At 68.8% G+C, this 26,715-nt stretch carries 21 protein-coding genes; 8 read left to right on the forward strand and 13 right to left on the reverse strand.

The annotated features are described in order from the left end of the window. Positions 1 to 41: 41 nt before the first annotated feature. The 3 genes from bcp to aroA all read right to left on the reverse strand — a co-directional run bounded on the left by bcp (position 42) and on the right by aroA (position 3,099). Positions 42 to 521 carry a thioredoxin-dependent thiol peroxidase gene (gene bcp, locus E3O28_RS05150; RefSeq protein ID WP_104099853.1) on the reverse strand — a complete coding sequence of 160 codons (480 nt, stop codon included), beginning with the start codon at positions 519 to 521 and terminating at the stop codon, positions 42 to 44. A gap of 173 nt (positions 522 to 694) precedes the next feature. Continuing rightward, positions 695 to 1,744, reverse strand: coding sequence for a ribosome small subunit-dependent GTPase A (gene rsgA, locus E3O28_RS05155; protein WP_104099854.1), 1,050 nt, complete (start codon positions 1,742 to 1,744; stop codon positions 695 to 697). Then, on the reverse strand, positions 1,741 to 3,099 hold the full coding sequence (gene aroA / locus E3O28_RS05160; RefSeq protein ID WP_134415354.1) for a 3-phosphoshikimate 1-carboxyvinyltransferase: 1,359 nt from the start codon (positions 3,097 to 3,099) through the stop codon (positions 1,741 to 1,743). Before aroA ends, rsgA begins: the two co-directional genes overlap by 4 nt. Positions 3,100 to 3,209: 110 nt before the next feature. Here aroA and E3O28_RS05165 point away from each other — a divergent pair, with 110 nt between their 5' ends. After that, positions 3,210 to 3,815, forward strand: a complete 606-nt coding sequence (locus E3O28_RS05165; RefSeq protein ID WP_233191227.1) for a sigma-70 family RNA polymerase sigma factor — start codon at positions 3,210 to 3,212, stop codon at positions 3,813 to 3,815. Beyond that, positions 3,812 to 4,054: a zf-HC2 domain-containing protein gene (locus E3O28_RS05170; protein ID WP_104099857.1), complete on the forward strand. Its 243-nt coding sequence runs from the start codon at positions 3,812 to 3,814 to the stop codon at positions 4,052 to 4,054. Before E3O28_RS05165 ends, E3O28_RS05170 begins: the two co-directional genes overlap by 4 nt. On the opposite strand, the gene E3O28_RS05175 is transcribed toward E3O28_RS05170, so the two are convergent. Both E3O28_RS05175 and E3O28_RS05180 read right to left on the reverse strand, forming a co-directional pair. Then, entirely contained in the window at positions 4,051 to 4,887 is an 837-nt protein-coding gene (locus E3O28_RS05175; protein WP_104099858.1) for a VOC family protein, read from the reverse strand. The genes E3O28_RS05170 and E3O28_RS05175 overlap by 4 nt on opposite strands. A 444-nt stretch (positions 4,888 to 5,331) precedes the next feature. Then, on the reverse strand, positions 5,332 to 9,144 hold the full coding sequence (locus E3O28_RS05180) for a multifunctional oxoglutarate decarboxylase/oxoglutarate dehydrogenase thiamine pyrophosphate-binding subunit/dihydrolipoyllysine-residue succinyltransferase subunit (RefSeq protein ID WP_134415355.1): 3,813 nt from the start codon (positions 9,142 to 9,144) through the stop codon (positions 5,332 to 5,334). A 132-nt stretch (positions 9,145 to 9,276) separates the two neighbouring features. Here E3O28_RS05180 and E3O28_RS05185 point away from each other — a divergent pair, with 132 nt between their 5' ends. The 3 genes from E3O28_RS05185 to E3O28_RS05195 all read left to right on the forward strand — a co-directional run bounded on the left by E3O28_RS05185 (position 9,277) and on the right by E3O28_RS05195 (position 13,392). Continuing rightward, on the forward strand, positions 9,277 to 10,716 hold the full coding sequence (locus tag E3O28_RS05185; RefSeq protein ID WP_104099860.1) for a GuaB1 family IMP dehydrogenase-related protein: 1,440 nt from the start codon (positions 9,277 to 9,279) through the stop codon (positions 10,714 to 10,716). 179 nt (positions 10,717 to 10,895) lie between these two features. Continuing rightward, positions 10,896 to 12,338 carry a hemolysin family protein gene (locus E3O28_RS05190; RefSeq protein WP_134415356.1) on the forward strand — a complete coding sequence of 481 codons (1,443 nt, stop codon included), beginning with the start codon at positions 10,896 to 10,898 and terminating at the stop codon, positions 12,336 to 12,338. After that, positions 12,331 to 13,392, forward strand: a complete 1,062-nt coding sequence (locus E3O28_RS05195; protein WP_104099862.1) for a hemolysin family protein — start codon at positions 12,331 to 12,333, stop codon at positions 13,390 to 13,392. The genes E3O28_RS05190 and E3O28_RS05195 overlap by 8 nt, the downstream gene beginning before the upstream one ends. Positions 13,393 to 13,398: 6 nt before the next feature. Here the strand turns inward: E3O28_RS05195 and E3O28_RS05200 are convergent, their stop codons facing one another. Further along, positions 13,399 to 14,490, reverse strand: a complete 1,092-nt coding sequence (locus tag E3O28_RS05200) for an NADH:flavin oxidoreductase/NADH oxidase (RefSeq protein ID WP_134343273.1) — start codon at positions 14,488 to 14,490, stop codon at positions 13,399 to 13,401. Positions 14,491 to 14,564: 74 nt separating this feature from the next. On the opposite strand from E3O28_RS05200, the gene E3O28_RS05205 reads away from it, so the two are divergent. The 3 genes from E3O28_RS05205 to E3O28_RS05215 all read left to right on the forward strand — a co-directional run bounded on the left by E3O28_RS05205 (position 14,565) and on the right by E3O28_RS05215 (position 17,075). Next, the gene (locus tag E3O28_RS05205) at positions 14,565 to 15,425 is read left to right on the forward strand and encodes an ADP/ATP-dependent (S)-NAD(P)H-hydrate dehydratase (RefSeq protein WP_134415357.1); all 861 of its coding nucleotides are present in this window, start codon (positions 14,565 to 14,567) and stop codon (positions 15,423 to 15,425) included. 71 nt (positions 15,426 to 15,496) lie between these two features. Then, complete coding sequence (locus E3O28_RS05210; RefSeq protein ID WP_166784751.1) at positions 15,497 to 16,735, forward strand: glycosyltransferase 87 family protein; 1,239 nt, start codon at positions 15,497 to 15,499, stop codon at positions 16,733 to 16,735. Positions 16,736 to 16,739: 4 nt separating this feature from the next. Beyond that, positions 16,740 to 17,075 (forward strand): thiamine-binding protein, encoded by a 336-nt coding sequence (locus E3O28_RS05215; RefSeq protein WP_104099865.1) that lies wholly within the window; start codon positions 16,740 to 16,742, stop codon positions 17,073 to 17,075. A gap of 450 nt (positions 17,076 to 17,525) precedes the next feature. Here E3O28_RS05215 and E3O28_RS05220 read toward each other — a convergent pair whose 3' ends face one another. From E3O28_RS05220 to E3O28_RS05250, 7 genes are all read right to left on the reverse strand, one after another. After that, complete coding sequence (locus tag E3O28_RS05220; protein ID WP_255408575.1) at positions 17,526 to 18,212, reverse strand: response regulator transcription factor; 687 nt, start codon at positions 18,210 to 18,212, stop codon at positions 17,526 to 17,528. 60 nt (positions 18,213 to 18,272) lie between these two features. Then, on the reverse strand, positions 18,273 to 19,571 hold the full coding sequence (locus E3O28_RS05225) for a hypothetical protein (protein ID WP_134401755.1): 1,299 nt from the start codon (positions 19,569 to 19,571) through the stop codon (positions 18,273 to 18,275). Continuing rightward, positions 19,568 to 20,737: an ATP-binding protein gene (locus E3O28_RS05230; RefSeq protein WP_134343269.1), complete on the reverse strand. Its 1,170-nt coding sequence runs from the start codon at positions 20,735 to 20,737 to the stop codon at positions 19,568 to 19,570. The genes E3O28_RS05225 and E3O28_RS05230 overlap by 4 nt, the downstream gene beginning before the upstream one ends. Positions 20,738 to 20,867: 130 nt before the next feature. Then, positions 20,868 to 22,355, reverse strand: coding sequence for a DUF4389 domain-containing protein (locus tag E3O28_RS05235; RefSeq protein WP_134415358.1), 1,488 nt, complete (start codon positions 22,353 to 22,355; stop codon positions 20,868 to 20,870). A 125-nt stretch (positions 22,356 to 22,480) separates the two neighbouring features. Further along, positions 22,481 to 23,707, reverse strand: a complete 1,227-nt coding sequence (locus E3O28_RS05240; protein WP_134343267.1) for a homoserine O-acetyltransferase — start codon at positions 23,705 to 23,707, stop codon at positions 22,481 to 22,483. A 353-nt stretch (positions 23,708 to 24,060) separates the two neighbouring features. Further along, positions 24,061 to 25,392: a bifunctional o-acetylhomoserine/o-acetylserine sulfhydrylase gene (locus E3O28_RS05245; protein ID WP_134415359.1), complete on the reverse strand. Its 1,332-nt coding sequence runs from the start codon at positions 25,390 to 25,392 to the stop codon at positions 24,061 to 24,063. A 117-nt stretch (positions 25,393 to 25,509) separates the two neighbouring features. Then, complete coding sequence (locus E3O28_RS05250; protein WP_134373602.1) at positions 25,510 to 26,706, reverse strand: acyltransferase family protein; 1,197 nt, start codon at positions 26,704 to 26,706, stop codon at positions 25,510 to 25,512. Positions 26,707 to 26,715: the final 9 nt, after the last annotated feature.

Consider the following 26,715-nt stretch of genomic DNA (forward strand, 5'->3'; position numbering starts at 1 on the left):
CGTGCCGGGACTGTGCCGGCCGCGTGGCGGCATCCGTTTGGTCAGGCCGGCAGGCCGAGCTTCTTGCGCAGGCTCGCGACATGGCCGGTGGCCTTCACGTTGTAGAGGGCTAGCTCGACCATGCCGGTCTCGTCGATCACGACGGTGGAACGCAGCACGCCCGTGACGGTCTTGCCGTAGAGGTTCTTCTCGCCCCAGGCGCCGTAGCCCGTGTGCACCGCGAGGTCGGTGTCGCTGAGGAGCGCGAACGTGAGCTGCTCGGTCTCCTGGAATTTCTTCAGCTTGACCGGGGCATCCTTCGACACGCCGAGCACCTGGTAGCCGGCCGATGCCAGTGAGCTGAGGTTGTCGCGGAAGTCGCAGGCCTGCTTCGTGCAGCCGGGCGTCATCGCCGCTGGGTAGAAGTACACGACGACCTTCGAGCCGGCGAAATCGGCCAGCGACACGGCGTTCCCGTCCTGGTCGGACAGGGTGAACGGAGGGGCTTGGTCGCCGGTCGCGAGCCGCGTGGAATCGGTCATCCCCCCACGCTACTGGTCCCGCCTGTACCCATTTTCCGCCCATCCCTGACGAATTCGACGATGATTTGAGGTCAGGCACCCGTTTTTTGGCCCTGCACGGCTTTCTAGAGCAAAATCTCCGTCGAATTCGTTCAATGCAGGAGCTGCTGGCTCGGGGTGGTGGGTGACAGGGGCTAGTGGGTGGGGGCGGCGGCGAAGGTGGCGAGCAAACGCTGCAGCGAGTCCAGGCGCACCTTGCCGGTCTCGCCGAGCTTGCCGGCGCTAACGGCCTCATTGATCGCGCAGTCGGGCGAGTTCGGCAGGTGGGTGCAGCCGCGCGGACACTTTTGGGAGATCAGGGCCAGGTCGGTGAAGGCCTTGAGGATGTTGTCGGTGTTGATGTGGCCGAGACCGAAGGAGCGCACGCCGGGGGTGTCGATGACCCAGCCCCGGCCGGCATCCGTTTGCAGTCGCAACGAGATGGTCGACGAAGACGTGTGCCGGCCGCGGCCGGTCACCGTGTTGACGACCCCGACGGCGCGGTGGGCGCCCGGCACCAGGGCGTTGACGAGAGTGGACTTGCCGACGCCGGAGTGACCGACGAAGACCGTGTCGTGGCCGACCAGGGCGGCGGAGATCTCCGCCAGCGGCATGGCGTCGTCGCGGCTCTCGAAGACGGGCAGGTCGAGGCCGGCGAAGTTGCGGAGGAAGGCGGTGGGGTCGGCCAGGTCGGTCTTGGTGATGCAGAGAATGGGATTCACGCCCGCGTCGTAGGCGGCGACGAGGTAGCGATCGACGAGACGGATGCGCGGCTCCGGGTTGGCGGCGGCCACCACGATCAGCATCTGGTCGGCGTTGGCGACGATCACTCGCTCCACGGCGTCGGTGTCGTCTGCGCTGCGGCGCAGCAGCGTCGTGCGCGGCACGATCCGCACGATCCGGGACAGGCTGCCCGGTGCTCCGGTCGTGTCGCCGACGATGTCGACGCGGTCGCCGGTGACGACGGCCTGCTTGCGCAGTTCGCTCGCCCGGGCGGCGGTCACTCGGCGCTCGGCAGGCAGGTTCTCGTCGAGCATGACGGTGTACCGGCCTCGGTCGACCGAGAGGATGCGCCCGGTCAGCGCGTTCTCGTGGTCGGGGCGGGTCTTGGTGCGCGGTTTGCTGCCCTTGCGGTTGGGGCGCACACGCACGCTCGACTCGTCGAACTCGGGCTCATCGTCGTCGGCACTCGCCCACCACGTCACGACGGGGCTCCGGAAACGAGCGTCGACCAGAGGTCGGTGAACTGGGGAAGGGTCTTGGCGGTCGTGTCGATGTTTTCGATCAGCACGCCGGGAACGAGGAGACCGATCAGCGCGCCTGCGGTCGCCATCCGGTGGTCGTCGTAGGTGTTCCACGGCCCACCGTGCAGCGGGCGCGGGTCGATCCGCAACCCGTCGGGCAGCTCGGTGACGGAACCGCCGAGCCCGTTGATCTCCGCGGCGAGGGCCGCCAACCGGTCGGTTTCGTGGTGCCGGATGTGCCCGATCCCGGTGATCGTGCTCGGGGACTCGGCCAGGGCGGCCAGGGCCACGAGCGTGGGCGCGAGCTCTCCGCCGGTCGACAGGTCGAGCTCCACGCCCCGGATGCGGCCGGTCCCGGAGACCGTGAGCCGGTCGCCCTCCCGAGACACCTCGGCGCCGAAGCGCGGCAGCAGGTCGGCCAGGTCGGCGCCGACCTGGGTGGTGGTCTCGGGCCAGCCGGAGATGGTGACGCTGCCCCCGGCCACGAGGGCCGCGGCGAGGAACGGCGCCGCGTTCGAGAGATCGGGTTCGATGTCGACCTCGGCGCCCTGGATCGGGCCGGGAGCCACGATCCACTCGCCGACGGCCGGGCTGTGCACCGTGACGCCGCGCCGGGCCAGCGTGGCGATGGTCATCTCGATGTGCGGCAGGCTGGGCAGGCGCTCGCCGGAATGGCGCAGGTGCAGGCCCCGCCCGAAGCGCGGCGCGGCGAGCAGCAGGCCGGAGACGAACTGGCTCGACGTGGACGCGTCGATGGTGATCTCCCCGCCGACTAGCGTGCCGGTGCCGTGCACGGTGAAGGGCAGGGCGCCGCGACCGTCGTCGTTGATGTCGGCGCCGAGGGCCCGCAGGGACGAGATGGTGGTGCCCATCGGGCGGCGGCGTGCGCCGGCGTCCCCGTCGAAGGTGGTCGGCCCGAGGCCGAGCGTCGCGACCGGCGGCAGGAAACGCATCACGGTGCCGGCGAGACCGCAGTCGACGGTCGTCGACCCGAGCAGCTCCCCGGGGGTGATCCTCAGGTCGGAACCGAACTCCCCGGCGCCGGGGACCTCCTCGATGACGGTGCCCAGTTGACGCAACGCCGCGACCATCAAGTCGCTGTCCCGCGAGTGCAGCGGGGCACGCAACAGCGACGGATGCGCGGCGAGGGCGCTGAGCACCAGCTCTCGGTTGGTCAGCGACTTCGACCCCGGCAGGGATACGGACGCTGAAAGCGGGCCGGCGGCCGTCGGAGCGGGCCAGCGGGCATCCGTCACCTCGGGCGACGTGTCGCCGTAGGGATCGAACTCAGGCTTGGAATATCTCGAGATCAACATCGGTTATCAGAATAGTCGGTGATGAAAAAAAGAGGGAGGCCAGGGTGACGCTGTCCATGGTGCTGGAGCGACCTGCGGTCGTTTCACGCGACGGCTTAGGATTGTCCGTGATGACAACCGATGCGATCGAAATGCGAGACCTGTTCGAAGAGCAGGCGCTGCCCTTTATCGACCAGCTGTACGCCGCGGCCATGCGCATGACGCGCAACCCCTCCGACGCCCAGGATCTGGTTCAGGAAACGTTCGTGAAAGCGTTCGCTGCGTTCAAACAGTTCGAGCAGGGCACGAATCTCAAGGCCTGGCTGTACCGCATCCTGACCAACACCTTCATCAACACGTACCGCAAGAAGCAGCGTGAGCCGTTCCAGGGCACCATCGACGATCTCGCGGACTGGCAGCTCGGCGGCGCGGAGTCCCGCACGGCGATGGCGAATCGTTCGGCGGAGGCCGAGGCCATCGACCACCTGCCGGACAGCGCCGTCAAGGACGCTTTGCAGTCCATCCCGGAGGACTTCCGGCTGGCTGTCTACTTCGCCGACGTGGAGGGGTTCTCTTACCAGGAGATCGCCGAAATCATGAAAACACCCATTGGCACCGTGATGAGTCGCCTGCATCGTGGCCGGCGCCTCCTGCGCGACCTGTTGGCCGGTTACGCCCTTGAGCGCGGCCTGGGAACAGCGGCGGGCCAGACTCGAACCGGGAGCACACCAGCATGACCGATTATGGCTGCGAGAAGGCCAAGGCCGAACTCGAGGAATACCTGCACAACGAACTGTGCGGCGAAGACGCGTCTGACATTCAGGAGCACCTCGCCCACTGCAGCGACTGCAGCGACGAGCACCTGGTCGGGCGCACACTGACCGAGGCTGTGCAGCGCGCATGCCGTGAGATGGCCCCCGAAGACCTGCGCGACCAGGTGTTGCTGAAGCTGCGCACCATCCAGTCCGCCCACTAGCCGATCGGCAGGTCGGCGTCCTCCTCACCGGCGTCGTCGATGTTCTTCTCCTCGGGGAGCGGCTCGTCGACCGAGCCGAGCACGAACAGGGCCCCGGTCGGGTCGGTGACCAGCGCGAAGGTGCCGAACTCCGCCGTCCACGGCTCACGGACGACCGTGCCGCCGAGCTCTGTCACGGTCGTGACGGCCGCGTGCACGTCAGGCACCCCGAGATAGAGCTGCCAGTGCGAGGGCACGCTGTCGGGCAGGTGTTCCGCGGCGTCGAAGACGCCCGTCACCATCTCACCCTCCGCCCCGATCGTGCTGTAGCGGAAGTCCTCCGTGTCGCTCAGGACGACCGGTTTCCAGCCGAACACCTCGGTGTAGAAATCGAGAGCGGCGGAATAGGAGCGGGTGTTCAGCTCGTGCCAGACCGGTGAGCCCGCCTCGCCGAAGACGTCGAAGCCGGTGAACTCGTCGGCCTGCCACACCCCGAAGGGCGCACCCGTCGGGTCCATCAGGATGGCCATGCGGCCCATGGTTCCCACCGTCATCGGCTCGGCCAGCACGTCTGCGCCGGCCGCGCGGGCGGCGGCGACGGCGGCGTCGGCATCCGTCACCGACAGGTAGGTGGTCCACGCGTCGGGCAGTCGGGAACCCGGCTCCTGTGAGCTCATGCCGGCGACGTCCGCGTCGCCCTTCCGGAAGGTGACGTAGTTGCCGTACTCCGAACCGGAATCGCTGGCCGTCCAGCCGAACAGCCGTGTGTAGAACTCCCGGGCGCGCGGCAGGTCGGAGGTCATCAGGTCGGCCCAGCAGGGCTGACCGGTTCGGTTCGCGTGCGGTGCGGGCATGGCGGATCTCCTTGTCGGTGGCCGATGCGTCGGCGGGCGGTGCGGCCAGCCTAGATGAGTGAGTCCTGATAGCCGAGGGGCGATAGGGGTTCGCGGTTCCGAAACGGTTGTTCCCGGTGCTGACGCCGGGCGATCAGGGGACCGTGACGCCGGATGAAGTGTGGCCCGCCGTGTCTTTCGAGTCCGAAGCCGTGCAGTAGCGCTGTCCCGAACGAATTCGACGGAGATTCCGCCCCAATCAACCCAAAACGTCCGGAAATGCTGTTTTGGAAGAAAATCTCCGTCGAATTGGTTCGACGCCGGGTCATGACCAGCGCTACGCGGTCGTCGCCTCTGATCTTGCGGGGGTGACACAGCCCGTCGATCAGGCCTCACCCGTCGAGGACTGGGCCGTAGCGTCCGGTGCGGCCCATTCTGTCGAACGGTTCTGCCGGTCGGCGCAGGTCACAGGGTAAGCGCCTGGCGTAGTAGTTCGGCCTGCTCGACCGCGTGACGCTTCGCCGAGCCCGCCGCCGGCGACGCCGACGCCGCCCGGGAGAACAGGGTCACCGGGCGCGGGCCCAGCTTGTTCGTCTCGAGGTAGAAGAACGGCCAGGCACCCTGGTTCTCCGGCTCGTCCTGCACCCAGGCGAGTTCAGCGTCGGGGTACTGGTCTGCGACCTGCTTGAGTTCGAAGGCGGGCAGCGGGTAGAACTGCTCCAGGCGAACCAGCGCGATCTCCGGGTTCGGGTTCTTGTCGAGTTCGGCGAGCAGGTCGTAGTAGAGCTTGCCGGCCAGGAACAGCACCCGCTTGACGCGCGGCTTGTCGGTGATCCGGGCGTCGTCGATGACCGGTTCGAACCGGCCGGTGGTGAAGTCGGCCACCTCGCTGGTCGCGCCGCGCAGGCGCAGCATCGACTTCGGAGTGAAGACGATCAGCGGGCGCCGCGGGCGCATGTAGGCCTGACGGCGCAGCAGGTGGAAGTACGACGCGGGCGTCGACGGGCGAGCGACGGTCATATTGTCTTCCGCGCACAGCTGCAGGTAGCGCTCGATCCGGGCGGACGAGTGGTCCGGCCCCTGGCCCTCGTAGCCGTGCGGCAGCAGCAGCACAACGGATGACCGCTGGCCCCACTTCTGCTCGGCGGAGGAGACGAACTCGTCGATGACCGTCTGGGCACCGTTGGCGAAGTCGCCGAACTGCGCCTCCCAGAGCACCAGGGCGTCGGCGCGTTCCACCGAGTAGCCGTACTCGAAGCCCATGGCCGCGTATTCGCTGAGCAGCGAGTCGTAGATCCAGAACCGGGCCTGGTCTTCGCTGAGGTTCGCCAAGGGCAGCCATTCCTGGCCGTTGATGCGGTCGTGCAGCACCGCGTGACGCTGCACGAACGTGCCGCGGCGGGCATCCTGGCCGGCGAAGCGCACCGGGGTGCGCTCGAGCAGCAGGGAGCCGAGGGCGAGGAGTTCGCCGAAGCTCCAGTCGATTTTGCCGTTGCGACTCATGTCGTTGCGCTTCTGCATCAGCTGCTGCAGCTTATTGTGCACGGTGAAGCCGGCGGGCTTGTTCAGGAAGGCATCGCCGATCAGGTGCACGACCGCTTCGGGCACCCCGGTCGTGGCCGGTTCCCCGACCGCGTCGTCGTGCTTGTCGGTACCGTGCTTCTCGGCACCGATGCCCTGCGGCGCGGCACCGGCCGCGCTGACGATCGGGATCGACGAGGACTGCGCCGCGTGCGTCTCCATGAACGCGCGCTCGAGGCGGTCCTGGAAATCCGCGTGCGAGGCCTCGTATTCCTCCTGCGTGATGTCGCCGCGACCGACGAGAGCCTCGGTGAAAAGCTTCCGGACGGAGCGCTTGGCCTCGATCAGGTTGTACATCAACGGCTGGGTCATCGAGGGGTCGTCGCCCTCGTTGTGCCCGCGGCGGCGGTAGCAGACGAGGTCGATGACGACGTCCCGCTTGAATTCCTGACGGTAGGCGAAGGCGAGCTCCGCGACCCGCACCACGGCCTCGGGGTCGTCCCCGTTGACGTGGAAGATGGGCGCCTGGATGGTCTTGGCGACATCCGTCGAGTACACCGAGGTGCGTCCGTCACCGGGCAGTGTGGTGAAGCCGACCTGGTTGTTGACGACCAGATGGATGGTGCCGCCGGTGCGGAACCCGCGCAGTTGGGACATCTGGAGCGTCTCCAGGACGATGCCCTGGCCGGCCATGGCCGCGTCGCCGTGCACGAGGACGGGGAGGGTGGAGAAGGTGCCGATCGGCTTGCGGTCCTGCTTGGCGCGCACGATGCCCTCGAGGACGCCGTCGACGGCCTCGAGGTGGGACGGGTTCGCGGCCAGGTAGACCGGCATCTCCGTGCCGTTGGTGGCACGGAAGGTGCCCTCGGTGCCCAGGTGGTACTTGACGTCGCCGGAGCCCTGCACGGTGCGGGGATCCTGCGTGCCCTCGAACTCGCGGAAGATCTGACCGTAGGTCTTGCCTGCGATGTTGGTGAGCACGTTCAGGCGCCCGCGGTGGGCCATGCCGATGCAGACCTCGTCGAGGCCGGCATCCGCGGCACCCTGCAGGATCGAGTCGAGCAGCGCGATGGTGGACTCGCCGCCCTCGAGGCTGAACCGCTTCTGGCCGACGTACTTGGTCTGTAGGAAGGTCTCGAAGGCCTCCGCCTCGTTGAGCTTGCCGAGGATGCGCATCTGCTCGTCATGCGTGGGCTTGACGTAGCTCTTCTCCATCTTTTCCTGCATCCACTTGCGCTGGGCAGGGTCCTGGATGTGCATGTACTCGATGCCGGTCGTGCGGCAGTAGGAGTCGCGCAGCACGCCGAGGATGTCGCGCAGGAGCATCAGGCGTTTGCTGCCGAACCCGCCGGTGACGAACTCGCGGTCCAGGTCCCAGAAGGTCAGCCCGTGGTTCGAGATTTCCAGGTCGGGGTGGGAGCGCTGCGTGTATTCAAGCGGGTCGATGTCGGCCATCAGGTGGCCGCGCACGCGGAACGCGTTGATGAGCTCCTGCACGCGGGCGGTCTTGTCGACGGCGCTGGCCAGGTCGACGCTGATGTCGGGCGCCCAGTGGATCGGGTCGTACGGGATGCGCAGGGCCGAGAAGATGTCCTCGTAGAAGTTGTGCTGCCCGATCAGGAGCTCGTGCACGATCTTGAGGAATTCGCCCGAGCCGGCACCCTGGATGACCCGGTGGTCGTAGGTGCTGGTCAGCGTGATGGTCTTGGAGATGGCGAGGCCGGTCAGGGTCTTGCCGCTGGAACCCTGGAACTCGGCCGGGTAGTCGAGGGCGCCGGCGCCGATGATGCAGCCCTGGCCCTTCATCAGGCGCGGCACGGAGTGCACCGTGCCGATGCCACCGGGGTTGGTGAGGGAGACCGTGGCGCCGGAGAAGTCATCCGCCGTCAGCTTGCCCTTGCGGGCCCGAGTGACGAGGTCTTCGTAGGAGGAGAGGTACTCGCCGAAGGTCATCGTGTCCGCGCGCTTGATGGCCGGGACCATCAGGGAGCGGGTGCCATCGGGCTTGGGCAGGTCTATCGCGATGCCGAGGCCGACGTGCGCGGGAGCGATGACCGAGGGCTTGCCCTCAATCTCGTTGTAGTAGACGTTCTGGCTGGGGAACATCTTCAGCGCCTGGATCAGCGCCCAACCGATCAGGTGCGTGAACGACACCTTGCCGCCGCGCGAGCGCTTCATGTGGTTGTTCATCACGATGCGGTTGTCGATGAGGAGCTTCGCCGGGATGGTGCGCACGCTGGTGGCCGTGGGCACGGTCAGGCTGGCCGCCATGTTCGCCGCGAGGCTCTTGGACATGCCGCGGAGCGGGGTGACGACGTCGACCTCGGTGGCCTCGGTGGCGGTCGGCTGCGAGTTCGTGATCGGGATGTCGGCCGGCACGGGGACCCGCTTGGGCGCGCTGGACGTCGTGCGCGCGGTGCGCTGCCCGCCGACGACGGGGATGGGCGCCGTGATCGGGGCCGGCTCCGCCGCTGAGGCGGCCGGGGTTGCGGGGGTGCGTGCCGCGGGCGTGGTCACGTCGGGAGCGATCACGGCGGGCGCGTCGCCTGCGGGTGCGCTGCTCGCGGGAGACTCTGAACCGTCGCTGCGGCCGTTCGCGGTCCGGTGGTAGCTCTCGAGGACGGGCCACCAGGACTCGTCCACCAGCTTCTTGTCGACGAGGTACCGTTCGTACAGTTCGTCGACGAGCCACTCGTTCGCTCCGAATTCACCCGACGTCGTCTCGTCGGATCCACTACCGGTCAACTGGCTTGACACAGCCGGTTCCCACTCTCTACGTTGATTTTGAATGTCCCGAGCGGTCGTGCACGCCCGGTGCGGTCTGCCCGTCCAGCCTAATCCCCTCGGGCCTGGCTGCGGGCATCCCCGCGGGGCGCTAGCGTTATTTCCATGCAGTTCTATGGAGCGGTACCCAGCCACGACCTCACGTATTCCGACGTCTTCCTTGTGCCGAGTCAATCGGATGTGAGCAGCCGCCTCGATGTCTCCCTCGCCCCGGGCGACGGCAGCGGCGCCACCATCCCCATCGTCTCGGCGAACATGAACTCGGTCACCGGGCCGCGCCTGGCGGCCGCGCTTGCTCGCCGCGGCGGGCTCGGCGTGCTGCCGCAGGACATGCACCTGCAGGAACTCGACGCCGCGATCCGATGGGTCAAGGCCCAATCCACCCGCTTCGACACCCCCTTCAACTTCGCCCCGGGGGACACCGTGGCGCTCGCCCTGCGGCAGGTGCCGGCTGTGGCCGGCCAGGGATTGGTCATCAACGACCAGAACGGCGACTACCTGGGTGCCATCGACGCGTCCCGGCTGGCGACGGCGCTGCCCGACGCGCTCCTCGGAGACCTCCTGCACGGCACGATGACCTCCCTCGACGCCGACGATATCGAAGGCCCGCGCCGCGCTTTCGACGTGATGACCGCGGCCGAGCTCGACTTCGCCACCGTGCAGCACCACGGCCGGGTGATCGGCACCCTCAGCCGCAAGAGCGCGCTTCGCTCCACCCTGTATCAGCCCGCGCTGGACGCGCAGGGCCGACTGCGCGTGGCCGCGGCGGTCGGCATCAACGGCGACATCGCGGCCAAGGCCCGGGCGCTCGTCGCCGCGGGGGTCGACGTTCTCGTGATCGACACCGCGCACGGCCACCAGGGCGGCATGACGCGGGCGATCGAGATCGTCGCCGACCTGGGCCTCGGCATCCCCATCGTGGCCGGCAACGTCGTGACCGCGGATGCCGTGGGTGACCTCGTCGGCGCCGGCGCCACCATCGTAAAGGTCGGCGTCGGCCCCGGCGCCATGTGCACCACGCGCATGATGACGGCGGTCGGCCGCCCCCAGTTCTCGGCCGTGCTCGAGACCGCGGCCGCCGCCCGGGAACTCGGAGCGCACGTATGGGCCGACGGCGGGGTGCGCTACCCGCGCGACGTGGCGCTCGCGCTCGCCGCCGGCGCGGCATCCGTCATGATCGGATCCTGGTTCGCCGGCACGATCGAGGCACCCGGCCTGCTCGATCGGGACGCCGCCGGCGGCATTTACAAGGAGAGCTGGGGGATGGCCTCCACCAGGGCTGTGCGCCAGCGGTTCGACCGCCTCGACGCCTACGGGCTGGCCCGCAAGACGCTCTTTGCCGAGGGGATCTCCAGCTCGAAGATCTACCTGGACCCGCTGCGGCCGTCCGTCGAGGACCTGCTCGACATGATCACCTCCGGCGTGCGCAGCTCGTTCACTTATGCGGGCGCGACCTCGGTCGCGGAGTTCCACACCCGTTCGCTGGTCGGGATCCAGTCGGCGGCCGGCTACGAGGAGGGCAAGGCCCTGCCCGTCTCCTGGTAGAGGTGGGGGGCCTGACACCCGGGAACGACTCGTGGCCTCGGTGCCGGGCGGTAGACTGAGCGGAATAATGGACGACCCCCCTCCTGCGCATGCGCCCGGTTTCTCGCCCGGAAATTCTTCCCGTCACCCGAACGGCGTCTCGGTCATGAACTTCGGCGCCGCCGTCGTCGAGGTCCGCCATGTATGAGTGGATCATGCTCGCCGCGGGGCTCCTCCTCACCGTCGGCACCGGCCTGTTCGTCGCCAGCGAGTTCGCCCTGGTCAACCTGGACCGGTCGGAGCTCGAGGCCCGCCGCGATCGAGGAGAGACCCGACTCGGCCTGACCATCGCCGCACTCAGGATCACCTCGACGCACCTCTCCAGCGCCCAACTGGGCATCACTCTCACCACCCTGCTCACCGGTTACACCATGGAGCCGGCTCTGACCATGCTGCTGTCGCCGTCGCTGATCGGCCTGGGGCTGTCCACGGCGGTGGTGCCGGTCGTCGCGGTCACGACCGCGGTCATCGTCGCCACACTCGCCTCGATGATCATCGGCGAGCTGGTGCCGAAGAATTTCGCCCTCGCCCTGCCCGTGCAGACCGCGAAGCTGGTCATCCCGTTCCAGACACTGTTCACGACCGTGTTCAAACCAGCCGTCGTCGTGCTCAACGGCAGCGCCAACGGTGTGCTGCGGTCGATCGGGATCGAGCCGAAGGAAGAGCTGTCCGGGGCGCGCACCGCGGAGGAGCTGTCCTCCCTCGTGCGGCGCTCGGCCAGTGCCGGGCTGCTGGAGAAAGACACCGCCACGCTCTTGCACCGCACGCTGCTCTTCTCCGGGCATACCGCCTCGGACGTGATGACGCCCCGCCCGCGGGTGGCCAGCATCGAGCGCACCGCCTCCGCCCAGGCCGTCATCGACCTCACCCGCCAAACCGGGTATTCCCGCTTCCCCGTCGTCGACGAGGGCGTCGACGACATCGTCGGGATCGTGCACGTGAAGCAGGCCGTGGCCGTTCCCCGACGTCGCCGGGCGGATGTCCCGGTATCGGCCCTGCAGTCCGAGGCCATCCGGGTGCCCGAGACCATGAAACTCGACGGACTGCTGGTCGAGCTGCGCGGCCGCGGTTACCAGATGGCCATCGTCGTCGACGAATACGGCGGCACGGCCGGAGTGGCCACGCTCGAGGACCTGGTCGAGGAACTCGTCGGAGAGGTTGCCGACGAGCACGACCGCACCCGCGCCGGTGTGGTGTTGTCTACCGACTCTCTGACATTCCCTGGCATGCTCCGCCCGGACGAGCTGCTCGACCGCACGGGCATCGTGATCTCGGAGGACGGCCCCTACGAAACCGTGGGTGGGTTCGTGATGAGCGAATTAGGTCGCCTGCCCGTGGTCGGCGACGTCGTGCAGCTGGCCGGCGGCGTGCTGTCCGTGGAACGCCTCGACGGCCGACGGATCGACCGGCTCCGCTTCACACCCTGCGGCGAGCCCGGCGAGCCCATCGAGCCCGAGGAGGGCGGCGAGCCTGCCCGGGGCGACCGCGGTACCAGGACCGGCAAGAAATCCGAAAAAAAGTTGGACAAAAAGGGTGACCGCAAGAAGAACGGCACGGAGCGCACGGTGAGTGACCATGAGTGACTGGGCGGGGCTGGTCTGGCTGGTCGTGCTGCTCGCGGCCAACGCCTTTTTCGTCGCCGCGGAATTCGCGGTCATCTCCGCGCGCCGGTCCCAGATCGAACCTCTCGCCGAGGCCGGCGAGAAGCGCGCAATCACAGCGCTGTGGGCGATGGAACACGCCACCCTCATGTTGGCGACCACCCAGCTGGGCATCACGGTCTGCTCGCTGCTCATCCTGAACGTCTCGGAGCCGGCGATCCACCACCTGCTCGAGATCCCGCTGGGCCTGACCCCGCTACCGGAGGAGGCCATCGGCGTGATCGCCTTCGTGATCACGCTGCTGCTGGTCTCCTACCTGCACGTCGTGTTCGGTGAGATGGTGCCGAAGAACCTGTCGTTCTCCATCCCCGACCGGGCCGTGCTCGTGCTCGCCCCGCCGCTCGTCTTCTTCGGCCGCCTGGTCAAGCCCGTGATCGTGACGCTCAACGCCACCGCCAACCTGGTGGTGCGAATGTTCGGGGTCCAGCCCAAGGAGGAGGCCACCAGCACCTACACGTTGGACGAGGTGGCGACCATCGTCTCCCAGTCGACCCGGGAGGGCGTGCTGCGGGACGGCACCGGGGCACTCAGCGCCACGTTCGAGTTCACCACCCGCAAGGTGCGGGACGTCGCGGTGAACCTCGACGGCCTGATCAGCCTGCCCGAGGCGGCCACCCCCGCAGACGTGGAGAAGGCCGTCACCAGACACGGTTTCTCCCGTTATGTTCTGGTGAACGAGTCCGGTGAACCAACCGGGTACGTTCACCTGAAGGACGTCATCGACCTCGACGGCGACACGGCCACCTCGGTCGGGCAGGGCAGCTACGCGGAGCCGATCCCGGGCAAGCGCATCCGTTTGCTGGCGTCGATCTTCGAGGACACCGACCTCGAAGATGCCCTGGCCACCATGCGGCGTTCCGGCGCGCACCTGGCGCGCTCGTTCACCGCGACCGGTGAGACCGTGGGGGTGCTGTTCCTCGAGGACATCATCGAAGAGCTGGTCGGCGAAGTGCAGGACGCGACCCGCCGCCTGTAGCCGTTCTCAGGCGGCCGGCCACCGGGCGCGCAGGTACTGCGGCGGCCAGTAGTCCACGCCGGCGCCGAGCTCGTGGGCGGCCCGCAGCGGGAAGTGCGGGTCGCGCAGGAGTTCGCGGCCCAGAAGGACCGCGTCGGCCCGGCCGGATGCCACGATCTGCTCGGCCTGGTGCGCGGTGGTGATCAGCCCCACGGCGCTGACCCGCACGTCCGCCGCCGTTTTCACGTGCTCGGCGAGCGGCACCTGGTAGCCGGGACCCAGCGGGATGCGCACCCCGGTCACGTTGCCGCCGGAGGAGATGTCGAAGAAGTCGGCGCCGGCGGCCGCGGCCCAGCCGGCGACCTCGGCCGTCTCGTCTTCGGTCCAGCCGCCCGGGGTGTAATCGGTGGCGGAGAACCGCACGAACAGGGCGCGCTCCTCGCCGATGGCCGCGCGCACGGCGGCCACGACCTGAAGCAGCAGGCGGGCCCGGTTCGGCAGCCCGCCGCCGAACCCGTCGGTGCGCCGGTTGCTCAGCGGGGACAGGAACTGGTGCAGCAGGTAGCCGTGCGCCGCGTGCAGCTCCACGACGTCGAACCCGGCCTCCACCGCCCGGAGCGCGGCGGACGCGAACCCGTCAACGATTCCCTGGATGCCCGCGGCATCCAGGGCCACGGGTGGTGCGTAGCCGGGGAACGGCACGGCCGAGGCCGACACGGTCGGCCAGCCGCCGTCATCCGTCGCCATAGTGCCGTGCCGGTCTCCGCCCCAGGCCGGCCAGACGGAAGCCTTGCGCCCCGCGTGGGAAAGCTGGATGCCGGCCTTCGCGCCCTGCGCATGAAGGAAGGCCACGATCGGTGCCCAGGCGGCGGTCTGTTCCGCGTTCCAGAGGCCGGTGTCGGCGTAGGAGATGCGGCCCTCCGGGCTGATCGCGGTTGCCTCGACCAGGATCAGGCCGGCGCCGCCCGCGGCCAGCGCGCCCAGGTGAACGAGGTGCCAGTCCCGCGGGACGCCGTCTTTCTCCCGCACCGCGTATTGGCACATCGGCGCCGCCCAGATGCGGTTGCGCAGGGTGACGTCGCGCACGGTGAACGGTTCGAACAGGGCGGTAACAGCCACGGATTTCCCCCAAGGGTCGAGTGGGCGGGCGAAGCGGCCGGCCCGACGCACTCAAAACAACCTATCGTGAGTGCATGAGCGAACCACGGGGATGGCTGGAATGGGACGACGCACGGGCGCGCGAGCGGATCGCGGTTCCCCGGGCGGACGACGACAAGTACCGCCGCGGCGTGCTGGGCGTGCGCACGGGCTCCGACGAGTACCCCGGGGCCGCGGTGCTCGGAGTCGAGGCGGCCCTCCGCACCGGGGTCGGGATGGTGCGCTACCTCGGCCCGAGACGGGCGTGCGACCTGGTGCTGCAGCGACGCCCGGAGGCCGTCACCGCCCCCGGGCAGGTGCAGGCCTGGCTGCTCGGCTCGGGCCAGGACGCCGCCGCGCGCGACCGGGTGACCGAGGCCGCGCTGCTCGGCGCCCTGGCCGAGGGGCTGCCCACGGTGTGCGATGCTGGGGCCCTCGACCTGGTCGGCCGGGCGACCGGGCCCGTCGTGATCACCCCGCACTACCGCGAACTCGCCCGGCTGCTTACCCGCCTGCTCTTCCCGCAGGGCGAGTCGGTGGCCGGCTCCGAGGTGGCCGCTGCGCCGGGAGAGTGGGCCGTGCGCGCCGCGTCCGGCCTCGGCGTCACGGTGCTGCTCAAGGGAAGCGTCACCTGGATCGCGGCGCCCGACGGCACCAGGCTGACGGTGTCGAAGGCGCCCTCCTGGCTGGCGACGGCCGGATCCGGGGACGTGCTCGGCGGCATCCTCGGCGCCCTCCTGGCCACGCATTCACGGGCGATCCAGACGGATGCCGCCGCGCCGGCCCATCTCGCGGCGACGGCCGCCCTGGTGCACGCCCGGGCAGCGGCCCGGGCGTCCAACGGAGGTCCGATCACCGCGCTCGACATCGCCGGCGCGGTGCCGGCCACGATCGCGGACCTGCTCGGCTCGCGTTGACCGCCGCGCTGGGCCCCGCGCTGGCTGTCCCGGTGCGGCGGCGGAGCCGTGGGGGTGTGCGAAGGTGGAGCGTGCCCCAATCCGTCGCAGAACACCTGGCCGCCGGAGCCGGCGTGCCGACATCGCGAACGCTGCTCTGGGCCGGCTTCGCACTGGTGCACGGCGTGCTCTGGTGGCTCTGTTTCGCGTCCCCCGGCTGGCCGCTGGGCGATGTGGAGGTCGTCTACCTCGGCTGGGCGACCGACGTGGCATCCGGTGCCGACGTCGTGGGCATCACCACCGGCTTCGTCTACCCGCTGCTGGCCCTCCTGCCCATCCTGGCGCCGCTCGCGTTCGGCCCCGACCTCTACGCCGCCGGCTGGCTCGGGCTCGTGACCCTGCTGAACGCCGGGACCTTCGCGCTGCTGCTCGGGCGGGGCCGCAACCGGCGTGCCCTGGCCGCGGCGGCCTGGTGGCTGGGTTTCCTGCTGCTGCTCGGGCCCGTCGCCCTCGCCCGGATCGATGCGGTCACCGTGCCGTTGGCGATCGCCGCGCTGCTGTTCGTCGGCGCCCGGCCGGTCTGGGGCACCGTGCTGCTGACTCTGGTCACCTGGGTGAAGATCTGGCCGGTGGCCCTGGTGATCGCGCTATTCGTCGTCTCGAAGGAACGCTGGCGGGTGCTCGTCGCCGCGGCCGGCACGAGCCTGGGCATCGTGCTGGTGGCGCTCGGGCTCGGCAGCGGGCCGAACGTGCTCAGCTTCGTCGGCGAGCAGACGAACCGCGGCATCCAGATCGAGTCCCCGGTCGCCGGCCTCTGGATGTGGCCGGCCGCGCTGGGTCTGCCGGGCAGTTACCTCTACTACGACCGGCAGATCCTCACCTTCCAGATCATCGGCACCGGCACGAACGTCGCCATCGTGGCGATGACCCCCCTGCTCGCCCTCTGCGGGCTGGCCGTGGTGCTCCTGGCCTGCCAGCGGATGCGTGCAGGCGCCGAACCGGCCGGCCTGTTCCCGCCGCTGGCGCTGGCCCTGGTGCTGACCCTGATCGTCGTCAACAAGGTCGGCTCGCCGCAGTTCACGACCTGGCTGGCCGCGCCCATCATTTTCGGGCTGCTGGTGCGGGGGCGTGCCTGGCGGCTCCCGGCCGTGCTCGGGCTTGTCATCGCGGCCCTGACCCAACTCGTCTACCCGCACTTCTACGACCTCTTGCTCGTGGCAGACCCGGCTCTGGTGCTGGTGCTGACCGTGCGCAACGTGCTGGAGGTCGTGCTGCTCGGCTGGGCCGTGTGGCAGATCCTGTTCCCACCCACCCCCTATCAGAAGGAGTAACCCCATGCTGGTTGCATTTTCCGTCGCCCCGTCCGGCTCCCACGATGACGAAGGGTCGGTGCACGACGCGGTCGCCGCGGCCGTGCGCATCGTGCGCGCATCCGGGCTGCCCAACCACACCGATTCGATGTTCACCACCATCGAGGGCGACTGGGACGAGGTCTTCGCGGTGGTCAAGGCCGCCACTGAAGCCGTCGGAGCCTGGGGGCCGCGGGTGTCCCTGGTGCTCAAGGCCGACATCCGGGGCCGCCGCACCGGGGAGCTGACCGGGAAGGTCGAGCGCCTCGAGGCGGCGCTGGCCGAGGCCGCAGCATCGACGGCCGCCACACCGGCCGCGTAGCCAGGTGAATCCCATCTGGTTGCGTCGCTCTCCGGGAGTCAGAGCCGACCATACCGCGGGGCGCTGTTTGACCCCGGCGGAACGCCGTACCGGGCGTCTAATCAATTCAATGGAGATTCTGGGTCAAACCCTCGCTTTTGAGCCCAAACGCACTGTTTAGAGCAATATCTCCGTCGAATTCGTTCGGGCCACCGGCCCCGTACTCTGGAGGCAGACCTGCTCACGGCCTCGCCATCGCGGGCAACTTCGGCTACGTCGCCCCGGTCTGGATCGGTCTGGGCCAAAGCTTCTTCGCCCTGTTGCTCACCGTGGGGACGTTCCTCCTGGACCGCACCCGGCGCGGGAACGGTGTGGAGCTCCCGGACGGCACCCAGGCGATCCGCGTGGCCGGCGTGGTCGGCGCGAGGCAGCCGGGCCGTTCGGCAGCCGGGCCGTTCGGCAGCGCCGAAGTCAGTCGCCCTGGAGCAGGATGCCGTCGTGGATGGCGCGCTTGCGCAGGGCGACCTTGGTTCCCACGTCGAAGCCCGCGAGGCGGTACTTCTCCCGGATGCGCTTGAGGTAACTCTTGGCGGTCTCCTCGGAGATGCCGAGCTGGTGCGCGACGGCCTTGACCGGCTCGCCCGCGCCGTAGAGGGCCATCACCCGGCGCTCCTGCGCGCTGAGGCGGGGAGAACCGCCGTTCGCGCCGTTGTTGAGGGCCTCGTCCAGTTCGGCCGAGATGAAGGAGTCGCCGTCATAGGCGGAGCGGATCGCCTCGACGATCATCGTTGCCTCTTCGCTCTTCACCAGGTAGCCGAGCGCACCGGCAGCCAGCGCCTCGCGCACGAGCCCGGCCTCGGAATAGGTGCTCATCAACACCGTCTTCACGCCGGCCGTCTTGAGCGTCGAGATCTTCAGTGAGACCGGGATGTTGTCTTTGAGGTCGAGGTCGAGGAGCACGACGTCGACGGGAAATTCGGGGTGGGTGAGCAGCTCGGGCCAGGTGGTGACGGCGGCGACCATGTTGATGTCGTCCGCGGCCCCCCGGATCCACTCGGTGAGGGCCCCCAACAGCATGCGGTGGTCGTCGACGAGGGCCAACCGGATGGGGTTGTCCTTGCTCGGCGCCTCAGTGCTCAACGTGGTCGTGTTCGTCACTTCTGTCTCCTTGTGCTTCTGGCCCCGAATGAGAAGCTCAACAGCGTAGTTCCACGGACCCTAAGCATCCGCGGGATTGTCGATACTGCATTCGATTTCCAGATGCAGACTTCCGTCCCGGCTGGAATCGACGTGAGGGCCGACTATTCGGATAGCTTGCCACGTCTCGGGGTCCACTCGACGTCGTGGCACACCCGTCGTGGTCAATTCGATCGGAAATCGTAACTTCTGGCGAGCGGAGACGCCGTGCGTGGGTCGGATCGGACCGAGAGAGAGCGAAACGGATGCCTCGTCGCGGGTTGTGTCGCTGATCAGCAGCCAGATCGTGCGCAGAAGGGCATCGCGCTGGTCGGGGTTGAGCATGCCGGCCAGCCCCGCCGGGTCGTGCAGGCCGACGGACGGTCCCAGGAACTCGGACTCGGTGATCGCGTGGTGCAGCCAGGTCTCCCGGCGGCCCCGGATCAGGTGCAGCCGCAGTTGCGTGGCGAGGTCTGCCGCCGTCGTCGACTTCTCGGAACTCAGCGGCAGCGCCGTGCGACCCTTCGCGACGTCGTCGAGCAGAGTCTCCGCGTCGAGGTCGATACGGGCGAGTTCCTCGGAGGCGAACATCCCCACCGCGAACTGCGGCTGGGAGATGGTGCTCTGCACCAGCACCAGGTCGAGCTCACGCTGGGCCATCCGGCGGAATCCCCGCACCGTGGCGACGCCGAGCAGCGGAGGCAGGATGGCGAGGCTGATCACAAGGAGGTCGGGGGCGAAGGTGAGCGGATCGGCGCGCTCCTCGGTGAGCGCCCCGAGGAAGAGAAGCAGGCCGAGCGCCATCGCGGCCGAGACGAGGTCGTGCCCGCGGCGCACGGTGGCCAGGGAGATGAGCAGGGTGCCGACGGCGGCGGCGGCGGTCGGGTAGACGCCGGAGTCGGTTTCGCCCCACGACCCGATCAGGTCGAGCGCCACCACGGCGGCGCCGGCGGCGATGGCCGCGGCGAACAGCCAGTCCGGCATCCGAGCCGAAAGGCGCTGCACCGTGATCAGTGCCAGGACCGTGGTCGCCATCAGGAGACCCCACGCGATGAGGCTGGGCGTCGGGTCGGGATATTCGGACCACTGCACGGCGAACTGCCCGAACAGGAACAGGGTGATGAAGCCGCCGCTGAACGTCAGGCCGATGCCGAGGTGGCGGCCACCCAGGCCGCTCTGGTTGGCGCGCGTGGTCTGCTCGGTGCGTTCGGGGCGTCGGAAACTGCGCCGGTAAGCCCGGCGTTCCTGGCGGTCCTGATTGCTCGGCTGGTCGGACCCGCCCGCCGCCACAGCGCGGCGCGCGTCACGGCGGCGGGCGTCGACGATGCCGGGGACGGTCACTTGGGCACCTCGAGCACGACCGTGGTGCCGGAGCCGGGGGAGGAGAAGAGGCGGGCGTTGCCGCCCACGTCGCGCAGGCGGGCCACGACCGATTCGGCGAAACCGAGGCGTTCGGCGCTAACGCCGCTGAGGTCGAAGCCGACCCCTGCATCGGTGACCATGGCGCGCACGGTTGTGTCGTCATCAGTGATCGTCACGTCGGCGCGGGCGACGCCGGCGTGACGTCGCACGTTCTCGAGGCACTCGCCGAGGGCGAGGAGGAAGGAGTCGAGCACGTCGCTGGGCAGAAGAACCTGTCCGCTGCCGTGCCAGTCCACATCGAGTCCCATCCGCCCGAACCGCTGCTTGACCGATTCGAGGGTGCTGCCGAGCATTGACTCGGTGGCCGGCTCGAGCGTGTAGACCCCGGAGCGGCGCGGGGTGGGGAGGCCGCCGAGCCGTAGCTGCCGCAGCAACCGGGCGTCGTCGCCGGCCTGTTGGCGCAGTGCGGCCGGGCTGACGCCGACGCCGGAGTGCGCGAGGAGGGTGAGGGTGGCCAGCACGGTGTCGTGCAGCAGCCGGGCATCCTGCCGGCGTTGGGCTTCGAGCTCGCTGGCATGGCGCTCGGCGAGGTGGGCGCGGCCGATGAAGGCGATGCGCGCCATGACGCGCGGCACGCTCTGGGCCAGCCACCAGGCCACCAGGGCGATGGCAAGCCAGACGCTGAAGGTGAGCAGGAGAGGCACGGTGGCGTCGGACGAGGCGCGGGTGGCGGCGAGCACGCTGGCAACGGTCGCACCGAATGCCAGGGACAGCACCAGCAGGCGGGCGGCGCTGACAACGAGCACGAGGGCGACGCAGCTCAGGGCTCCGGCGGCGATGCCGCCGATGATGGCCTGCTCGACGAGGTTCAGGCCGGTGGCACGCTGGCCCGACCAGCCCACGAGCAGGATCACGGCGATGCCGGAGACCAGGATCAAGGCGACCCAGCGCATCCGGCCGGACCGGCCGAGCAGGTACTGGCCGGCCACCAGCAGCAGCAGCAGTGGCAGGCTCCGGGCGAGGGTGCTCACGGTCAAGCCGCCCGGGACAAGCATCGCGAGGAGCGCGGCGGCCGAGCCGGCCAATCCGCACAGGCGAGCCGCTCTGCGGAGCAGACGGTCACGTTCCTTGTAGATTCGTTGCATAGCGGCGCTCTCACCCCATTTGCCCTCTATACAGAACCCTACCGGCCCGGTGTCCGTTCCCCCGCGCGCTCCGTGGCATCCGTCGGCGTCCGCGCGACCGACGGCGTTACCGACGGGCGTGACCGGCGACTCAGGGCGTGCTCGACGCCGCTCCGCCGGCAGGTGCGGCGGGTGTGATCGGTGCTCGTGTGACCGCGGCCTCCGGGGTGTCGGCGCCGCCCTGGTCGAGGCGGAACGGCGGGTACTCGTCGCGGAACAGGGCGGTGTAGACGGCTACCCGGAAGATCCAGCGGTCGATGCCGAGGATCAGATCGAACAGGCTGCGCCGGTACCGGCCGGTGAAGAGGAGGATGACCGCGGCGATTAGCACCAGGACCCCGATCAGGGACGGGACGGTGTTCGAGACCGAGTCGCCCTCGTCGTTCCGCCAGATCGTCGCACTTCCGGTCAAGGCCGCCACGATCAGCAGGTGCGGAATCGCCAATAGCCACCATTTGACCAGAACGAGCCCGTGCGAGAGGCGCTCCGGGTAATCGACCTGCAGATCGGCGGGATAGTCGGCCGACGACGCCAGGCTGAAGGGGGGGTACCGGTCGGTGCCGAGCGCCGAGTAGGCGTAGAAGGACACCCGCCAGCTCCAGCGCAGCACCCCGACGTTGAACTGGAAGAGGGCCGTCGGGTATCGACCGGTGAACAGGATGGCGAACCCGGCGACGATGGTGGTGACGACAAACCCGAACCAGAGGAACAGCAGCACCACCACGTGCGGGAAGATCAGGATCCACTTCACCAACCACAACCAGCGGGACAGCCCCTCATCGAGGGTTCCGGTCAACCGGGCGGGAAACGTCCGCCCGCCGGGATGGGCAGGGACCGCGGTCGCCCCGGGTGGGCCTGCTCCGACGAAAGTTGCTGCTCCGAGCGGTGTGTCGGGCGTGGCGCCGGGCCTGGATGCGGGCAGTGTGCCGCGGCCCAGGCCGATTGCCCCGAACACGGTCAGCACCAGGCCGATGAGAAGGATGAACAGGCCGACCAGAAGCAGCCCCACCGCCAGCGGGGCGAGGAACCCGAGGCGAATGCCGGCCTGCAGGGCGACTGAGACGCCGGAACTGGCATCCTCGTTCATGACGACGACCGCCCAGCTGCCGCTCGTCAGATCCCAGTCGATCTCCTGAGTGCCGGGACCCTCGGCGGAGGACACCCAGAAGTCCTGGGCGCCGGGGGCTTCGGGAGCGCGGCTGCCCGGAATGTCGCGGTACACCGCACGGAAGGGATTGATGTTCAGGTCACGCAGCTCGGTGCTATTCACTCCGGCCAGGTAGCGGTCGACGTCGGCCTGAGACGCGACGCCGATGAAGACGTCCGCTGCGGAGGTGGAGAGCGCGCGGAGTCGGAGAGTGCCGATGTCCGCCGGGACGTCCTTGAGCTCGATCGAGCCGATCCGGGGCGAGGTGAGCGCGAACGACTGTACCGAGAACGAGCGGGTGGGGCTGGTGATGTAGCCGTCCTCGCCCTGCGCGTTGACCACGGCGGTCATCGCTCCGGCCAGGGCCAGCGAGAAGCCGAGCAGGGAGAGGATCGCGCCAAAGATCAACATGATGACGGAACCGGGTTTCATGGCGCGTGTCCTCTCATCGGGTACGTCTCGAGTCAGGGTACGTCTCATTCACGGGCACGACTCGGTTCACGAGGGTGTCGCGTTCCGTGGCCTGCCGGTCGACGTCGTCTTGATCCGGGACCGCGTCAAGCTCGATGCGAGGGAGCGGGACGGCTCAGAACACGCAGAAGTTGCGCGCCGATGGCCTCGTTCTCGATCAAAAAACCGTCGTGGCCGAAGCCGGAGTGGAGCGTGACGGCATCCGTGTCGTCGATGTTGCCCTGCAGATGGGCGGCGATGACCTGTTGGCCCTCGAGGGGGAAGAGGCGGTCACTGTCGATGCCGACGACGACGCTGAGCGCATCGATGCGGGAGAGGGCGGATGCGACACCGCCGCGGCCGCGGCCGATGTCGTGCGAGTTCATGGCCTCGACCAGCACGATGTAGCTGTTCGCGTCGAACCGCCGGGTGAACTTGTTGCCGTGGAAATCGAGGTAGGACTCGACGGCGAACCGGCCGCCCGCGCCGAGCGGACTGATCTCGCTTTGCCAGCCGCGCTCGAAGCGCAGGTTGAGCTCCTCGGAGCTGCGGTAGTTCAGCAGCGCCATCCGCCGGGCCAGGGCGAGGCCGCGGGTCGGGCCGTCGCCGTCCGCGGCGTCGTAGTAGTCGCCGAAGCGGAAGAGCGGGTCGCTGCGGATGGCTTCGATCTGCACCGAATTCAGCGCGATCTGGTCGGCGGTCGTCACCGGCGGTGCCGCGAGGATTGCCAGGCGGGCGACCCGGGACGGATGCTCGATGGCCCACTCGAGCGCGTGCATCCCGCCCATCGAGCCGCCGACGACGGCGGCCCAACGGTCGATGCCGAGATGGTCTGAGAAGGCGACCTGCGCGGCGACCTGATCGCGAATGGTGAGGTAGGGAAAGCGGGTGCCCCATTCGGAGCCGTCCGGGGCGAGGGAGGCCGGACCGGTGCTGCCCTGGCAGCCACCGATCATGTTCGGGGCAACCACGAACCAGCGGTCGGTGTCGATGGCCAGGCCGGGGCCGACGATCCTGCTCCACCAGCCCGCGGTCGGGTGGCCGTGGCCGGCCGGGCCGACCAGGTGGCTGTCGCCGGTGAGGGCGTGCAGTATGAGCACGGCGTTGTCGCCGCTCGGGGACAGTTCGCCCCACGTCTCGTAGGCGATCCGCACGGCGCCGAGGCTGCTGCCCCCCTCAAAGTGCAGCGCACCGACGTCGAGGAAACGACGGTTCCCCACGGGGTCGCCGTCGCGCCACGCACCCGTCGCCGGGGGTTTGCCGAGCAGCGACCGCGCCTGGGCTTCGGTCACGAAGCTCGACGGGACGGTGTCTGCCGAATATTGCCAGTCCATAGGCTCCCTATTCTGCCGGGTGAACAGCCCTTCCGGCTTATTGTCACCGCACCGTCTGGTGAGCGCGCCGCGCGCCCGGCCGTCGCCGCGGAGTACCCGGCCGGCACTCGGGCCGCACCCGGTTTTCACTCGGGTTGCACTGGGTTTCCACTCGGTTTCCACTCTGTTCGCACTCCGTTCGCACTCGGCGGAGCCGAATCAGCTCGCCACCCGAACGAATTCGACGGAGATTTTGCCGATTTTGGCCTGAAACGGGCCGAAACCGGGTATGGAGGGCAAAATCTCCGTCGAATTGGTTACCCACCCGCCTGGGGGGGGGATACCCATCCGGATTGGCAGCGGCTGGGGGCGTGTCAGGCGTTGGCGCGGGATGCCTGCACAACCGCGCGGGCGGCCGCCAGGCCGGTCTTGAGGTCGGCCTTCAGATCGGCGATGTTCTCGATGCCGACGGAGAGGCGCACCAGGCCCGGCGTAACCCCGGCCGTGAGCTGCTGCTCCGGGGTGAGCTGCGCGTGCGTGGTCGAGGCCGGGTGGATGACGAGCGACCGCACATCGCCGATGTTGGCCAGGTGGCTGAACAGGGAAAGGTTGTCGACGAGGGCGCGACCGGCATCCACTCCGCCCTTCAACTCGAAGGACAGCACGGCGCCGACACCGCGGGGCGCGTAGGTGTTGGCGGCGGCGTACCAGGGGCTCGACGGCAGGCCGGCGTAGTTGACCGAGGCGATGTCGGGGTGGTTCTCGAGCCACTCCGCGATGTCCTGGGCGTTCTGCACGTGGCGTTCGATGCGCAGGCTGAGAGTCTCGATGCCCTGGATGAGCTGCCAGGCGCTCGCCGGGGCGATCGCGGATCCGAGGTCGCGCAGCAGCTGCACGCGCGCCTTGATGATGTAGGCGATGCCGTCGCCGACCGCGCCCGTGTAACTGACGCCGTGGTAGGACGGGTCCGGCTCGGTGAGGCCGGGGAACTTCTCCACGTTCTTGGACCATTCGAACGTGCCGCCGTCGACGATGACGCCGCCGATGACGGCACCGTGGCCACCGAGGAACTTGGTCGCCGAGTGGACGACGATGTCCGCGCCGTGCTTGAACGGGCGGATCAGGTAGGGGGTGGCGATGGTGCTGTCGACGATGAGCGGCACCCCGCCGGCGTGCGCCACATCGGCCACGAGACGGATGTCGAGCACATTGATCTTGGGGTTGCCGATGGTCTCGGCGAAGAAGAGCTTGGTGTTGGGGCGCAGCGCCCGGCGCCACTCCTCGGGGTCGTCCTGGTTCTCGACGAAGGTCGTCTCGATGCCAAGCTTGGCCAGCGTGTACTTGAACAGGTTGTAGGTTCCGCCGTAGATTGAACTCGACGAGACGATGTGGTCGCCGGCCTGGGCGATGTTCAGCACCGCGAACGTGGAGGCGGCCTGGCCCGAGGCCAGGAGCAGGGCTGCGGTGCCCCCTTCGAGGGCGGCGACGCGCTCTTCGACGACGGCCTGGGTCGGGTTCATGATACGGGTGTAAATGTTGCCGAATTCGGCCAGTGCGAACAGGTTCTGCGCGTGCTGGGCGCTGTCGAACACGTAGGACGTGGTCTGGTAGATCGGGGTGGCCCTGGCATTGGTGGTCGGGTCGGGCTGGGCACCGGAGTGCACCTGCTTGGTTTCAAACTTCCAGTCTGCAGCGTTGTCGCTCATGAGGTGATCTCCCGGGTGATCCTCGACGAGCGTGGACCTTCCAGCGCTCTGCCAGCGATTCTAGGCAGGGGGTTGTCGAGCTGGCAACGGACACCGCAACACAGCGTCACGAAGCGGTCAGCGCGGCGTGTCGCGCGGTGTGCCGACGGCAGGGTCTGCGGGCGGTGCGTCTGCGGGAGGCTCTGCGGGAGGCTCGGCGGCGAGCGTGCCGGCAGGCGCGTCGAGGTGCGGAAGCACGATAGTGCCGGTGTCGGTGCGCGCCTTCTTGCGGAACAGCCAGCGGGCGCGCGGCTCGATCAGCGGGTGGAACACCCTGCGCACGATCCGCTGCGAGAGGGCGATGGAGATCAGCACGCTGAACCCGATCATCGCGGGCAGCACCCAGCCCGGCTGGGGTCCGCCGAGCACCCCGCTCTCGCGCAGGAGGAACAGCACGAAACTGTGCAGCAGGTAGATGTACATCGTGGCCGCGCCGTAGGGCGTGAACCAAAGCCGTCGCCGGGGCATGAGCACCAGGAATGCCACGATGAGGGCGAACGCGAGCAGCAGCAGACCCAGACGGATGACGCCGGCCCAGAGCTGGTCGTAGCCGAACGCCGGGTAGGCCTCGTCGTAGAGCAGGAACTGGCGCACCTGCGCCTCACGAAGGGCGTCGATGTTCGCCACGATCACGCCCAGCAGTGCCGTGAACAGGGTGAACGCGCCGATCCGCCAGCGCCATACCGCGGTGGCGTGCAGCCCCAGCCAGCGGTCGGTGAGCTTCCACTGGCGTAGCTGCCAGCCGAAGACGAAGAACGGCAGCAGCCCGAGCGTGCGCGACAGCGCGAAGGTGCTGTCGATCGACGCGAAGTACCCGGCGCCGACGGAGATGATCACACTGATCAGCAGCGGATGGCGCAGCAGCACGAGGAAGGGTAGGGCGAGGCGCCAGGCCAGGAGGGCGATCAGGAACCACAGGGTCCAGGAGGGGGACGAGTAGTCCAGACGGAATTCGCCGCCGAGTAGCCAGTGCACGACTGTCCAGATCGTCTCGAAGATCACGTAGGGGAGCACGATGTCGGTGACCAGACGATGCAGCTGGCGGGTGCCGAGCGGGCCCGACCGGGCGAAGTACCCGCTGACGGCGACGAACAGCGGAACGTGGAAGGCGTAGACGAACAGATAGAACTCGTAGGCGACATCCGACTCGGCGATGAGTTTCAGGATGGCGTGCCCGAGCACAACCAGGGCGATCGCGATCCAGCGCGCATTGTCCCAGAGCGGCACGCGTCGTTTCTGCACGTGCGGTATTCCGGCGGCGCGTGGGCTCATCATGCTGCTTCT

Source organism: Cryobacterium sp. TMT2-14 (assembly GCF_004402465.1).
Lineage (GTDB): Bacteria > Actinomycetota > Actinomycetes > Actinomycetales > Microbacteriaceae > Cryobacterium > Cryobacterium sandaracinum.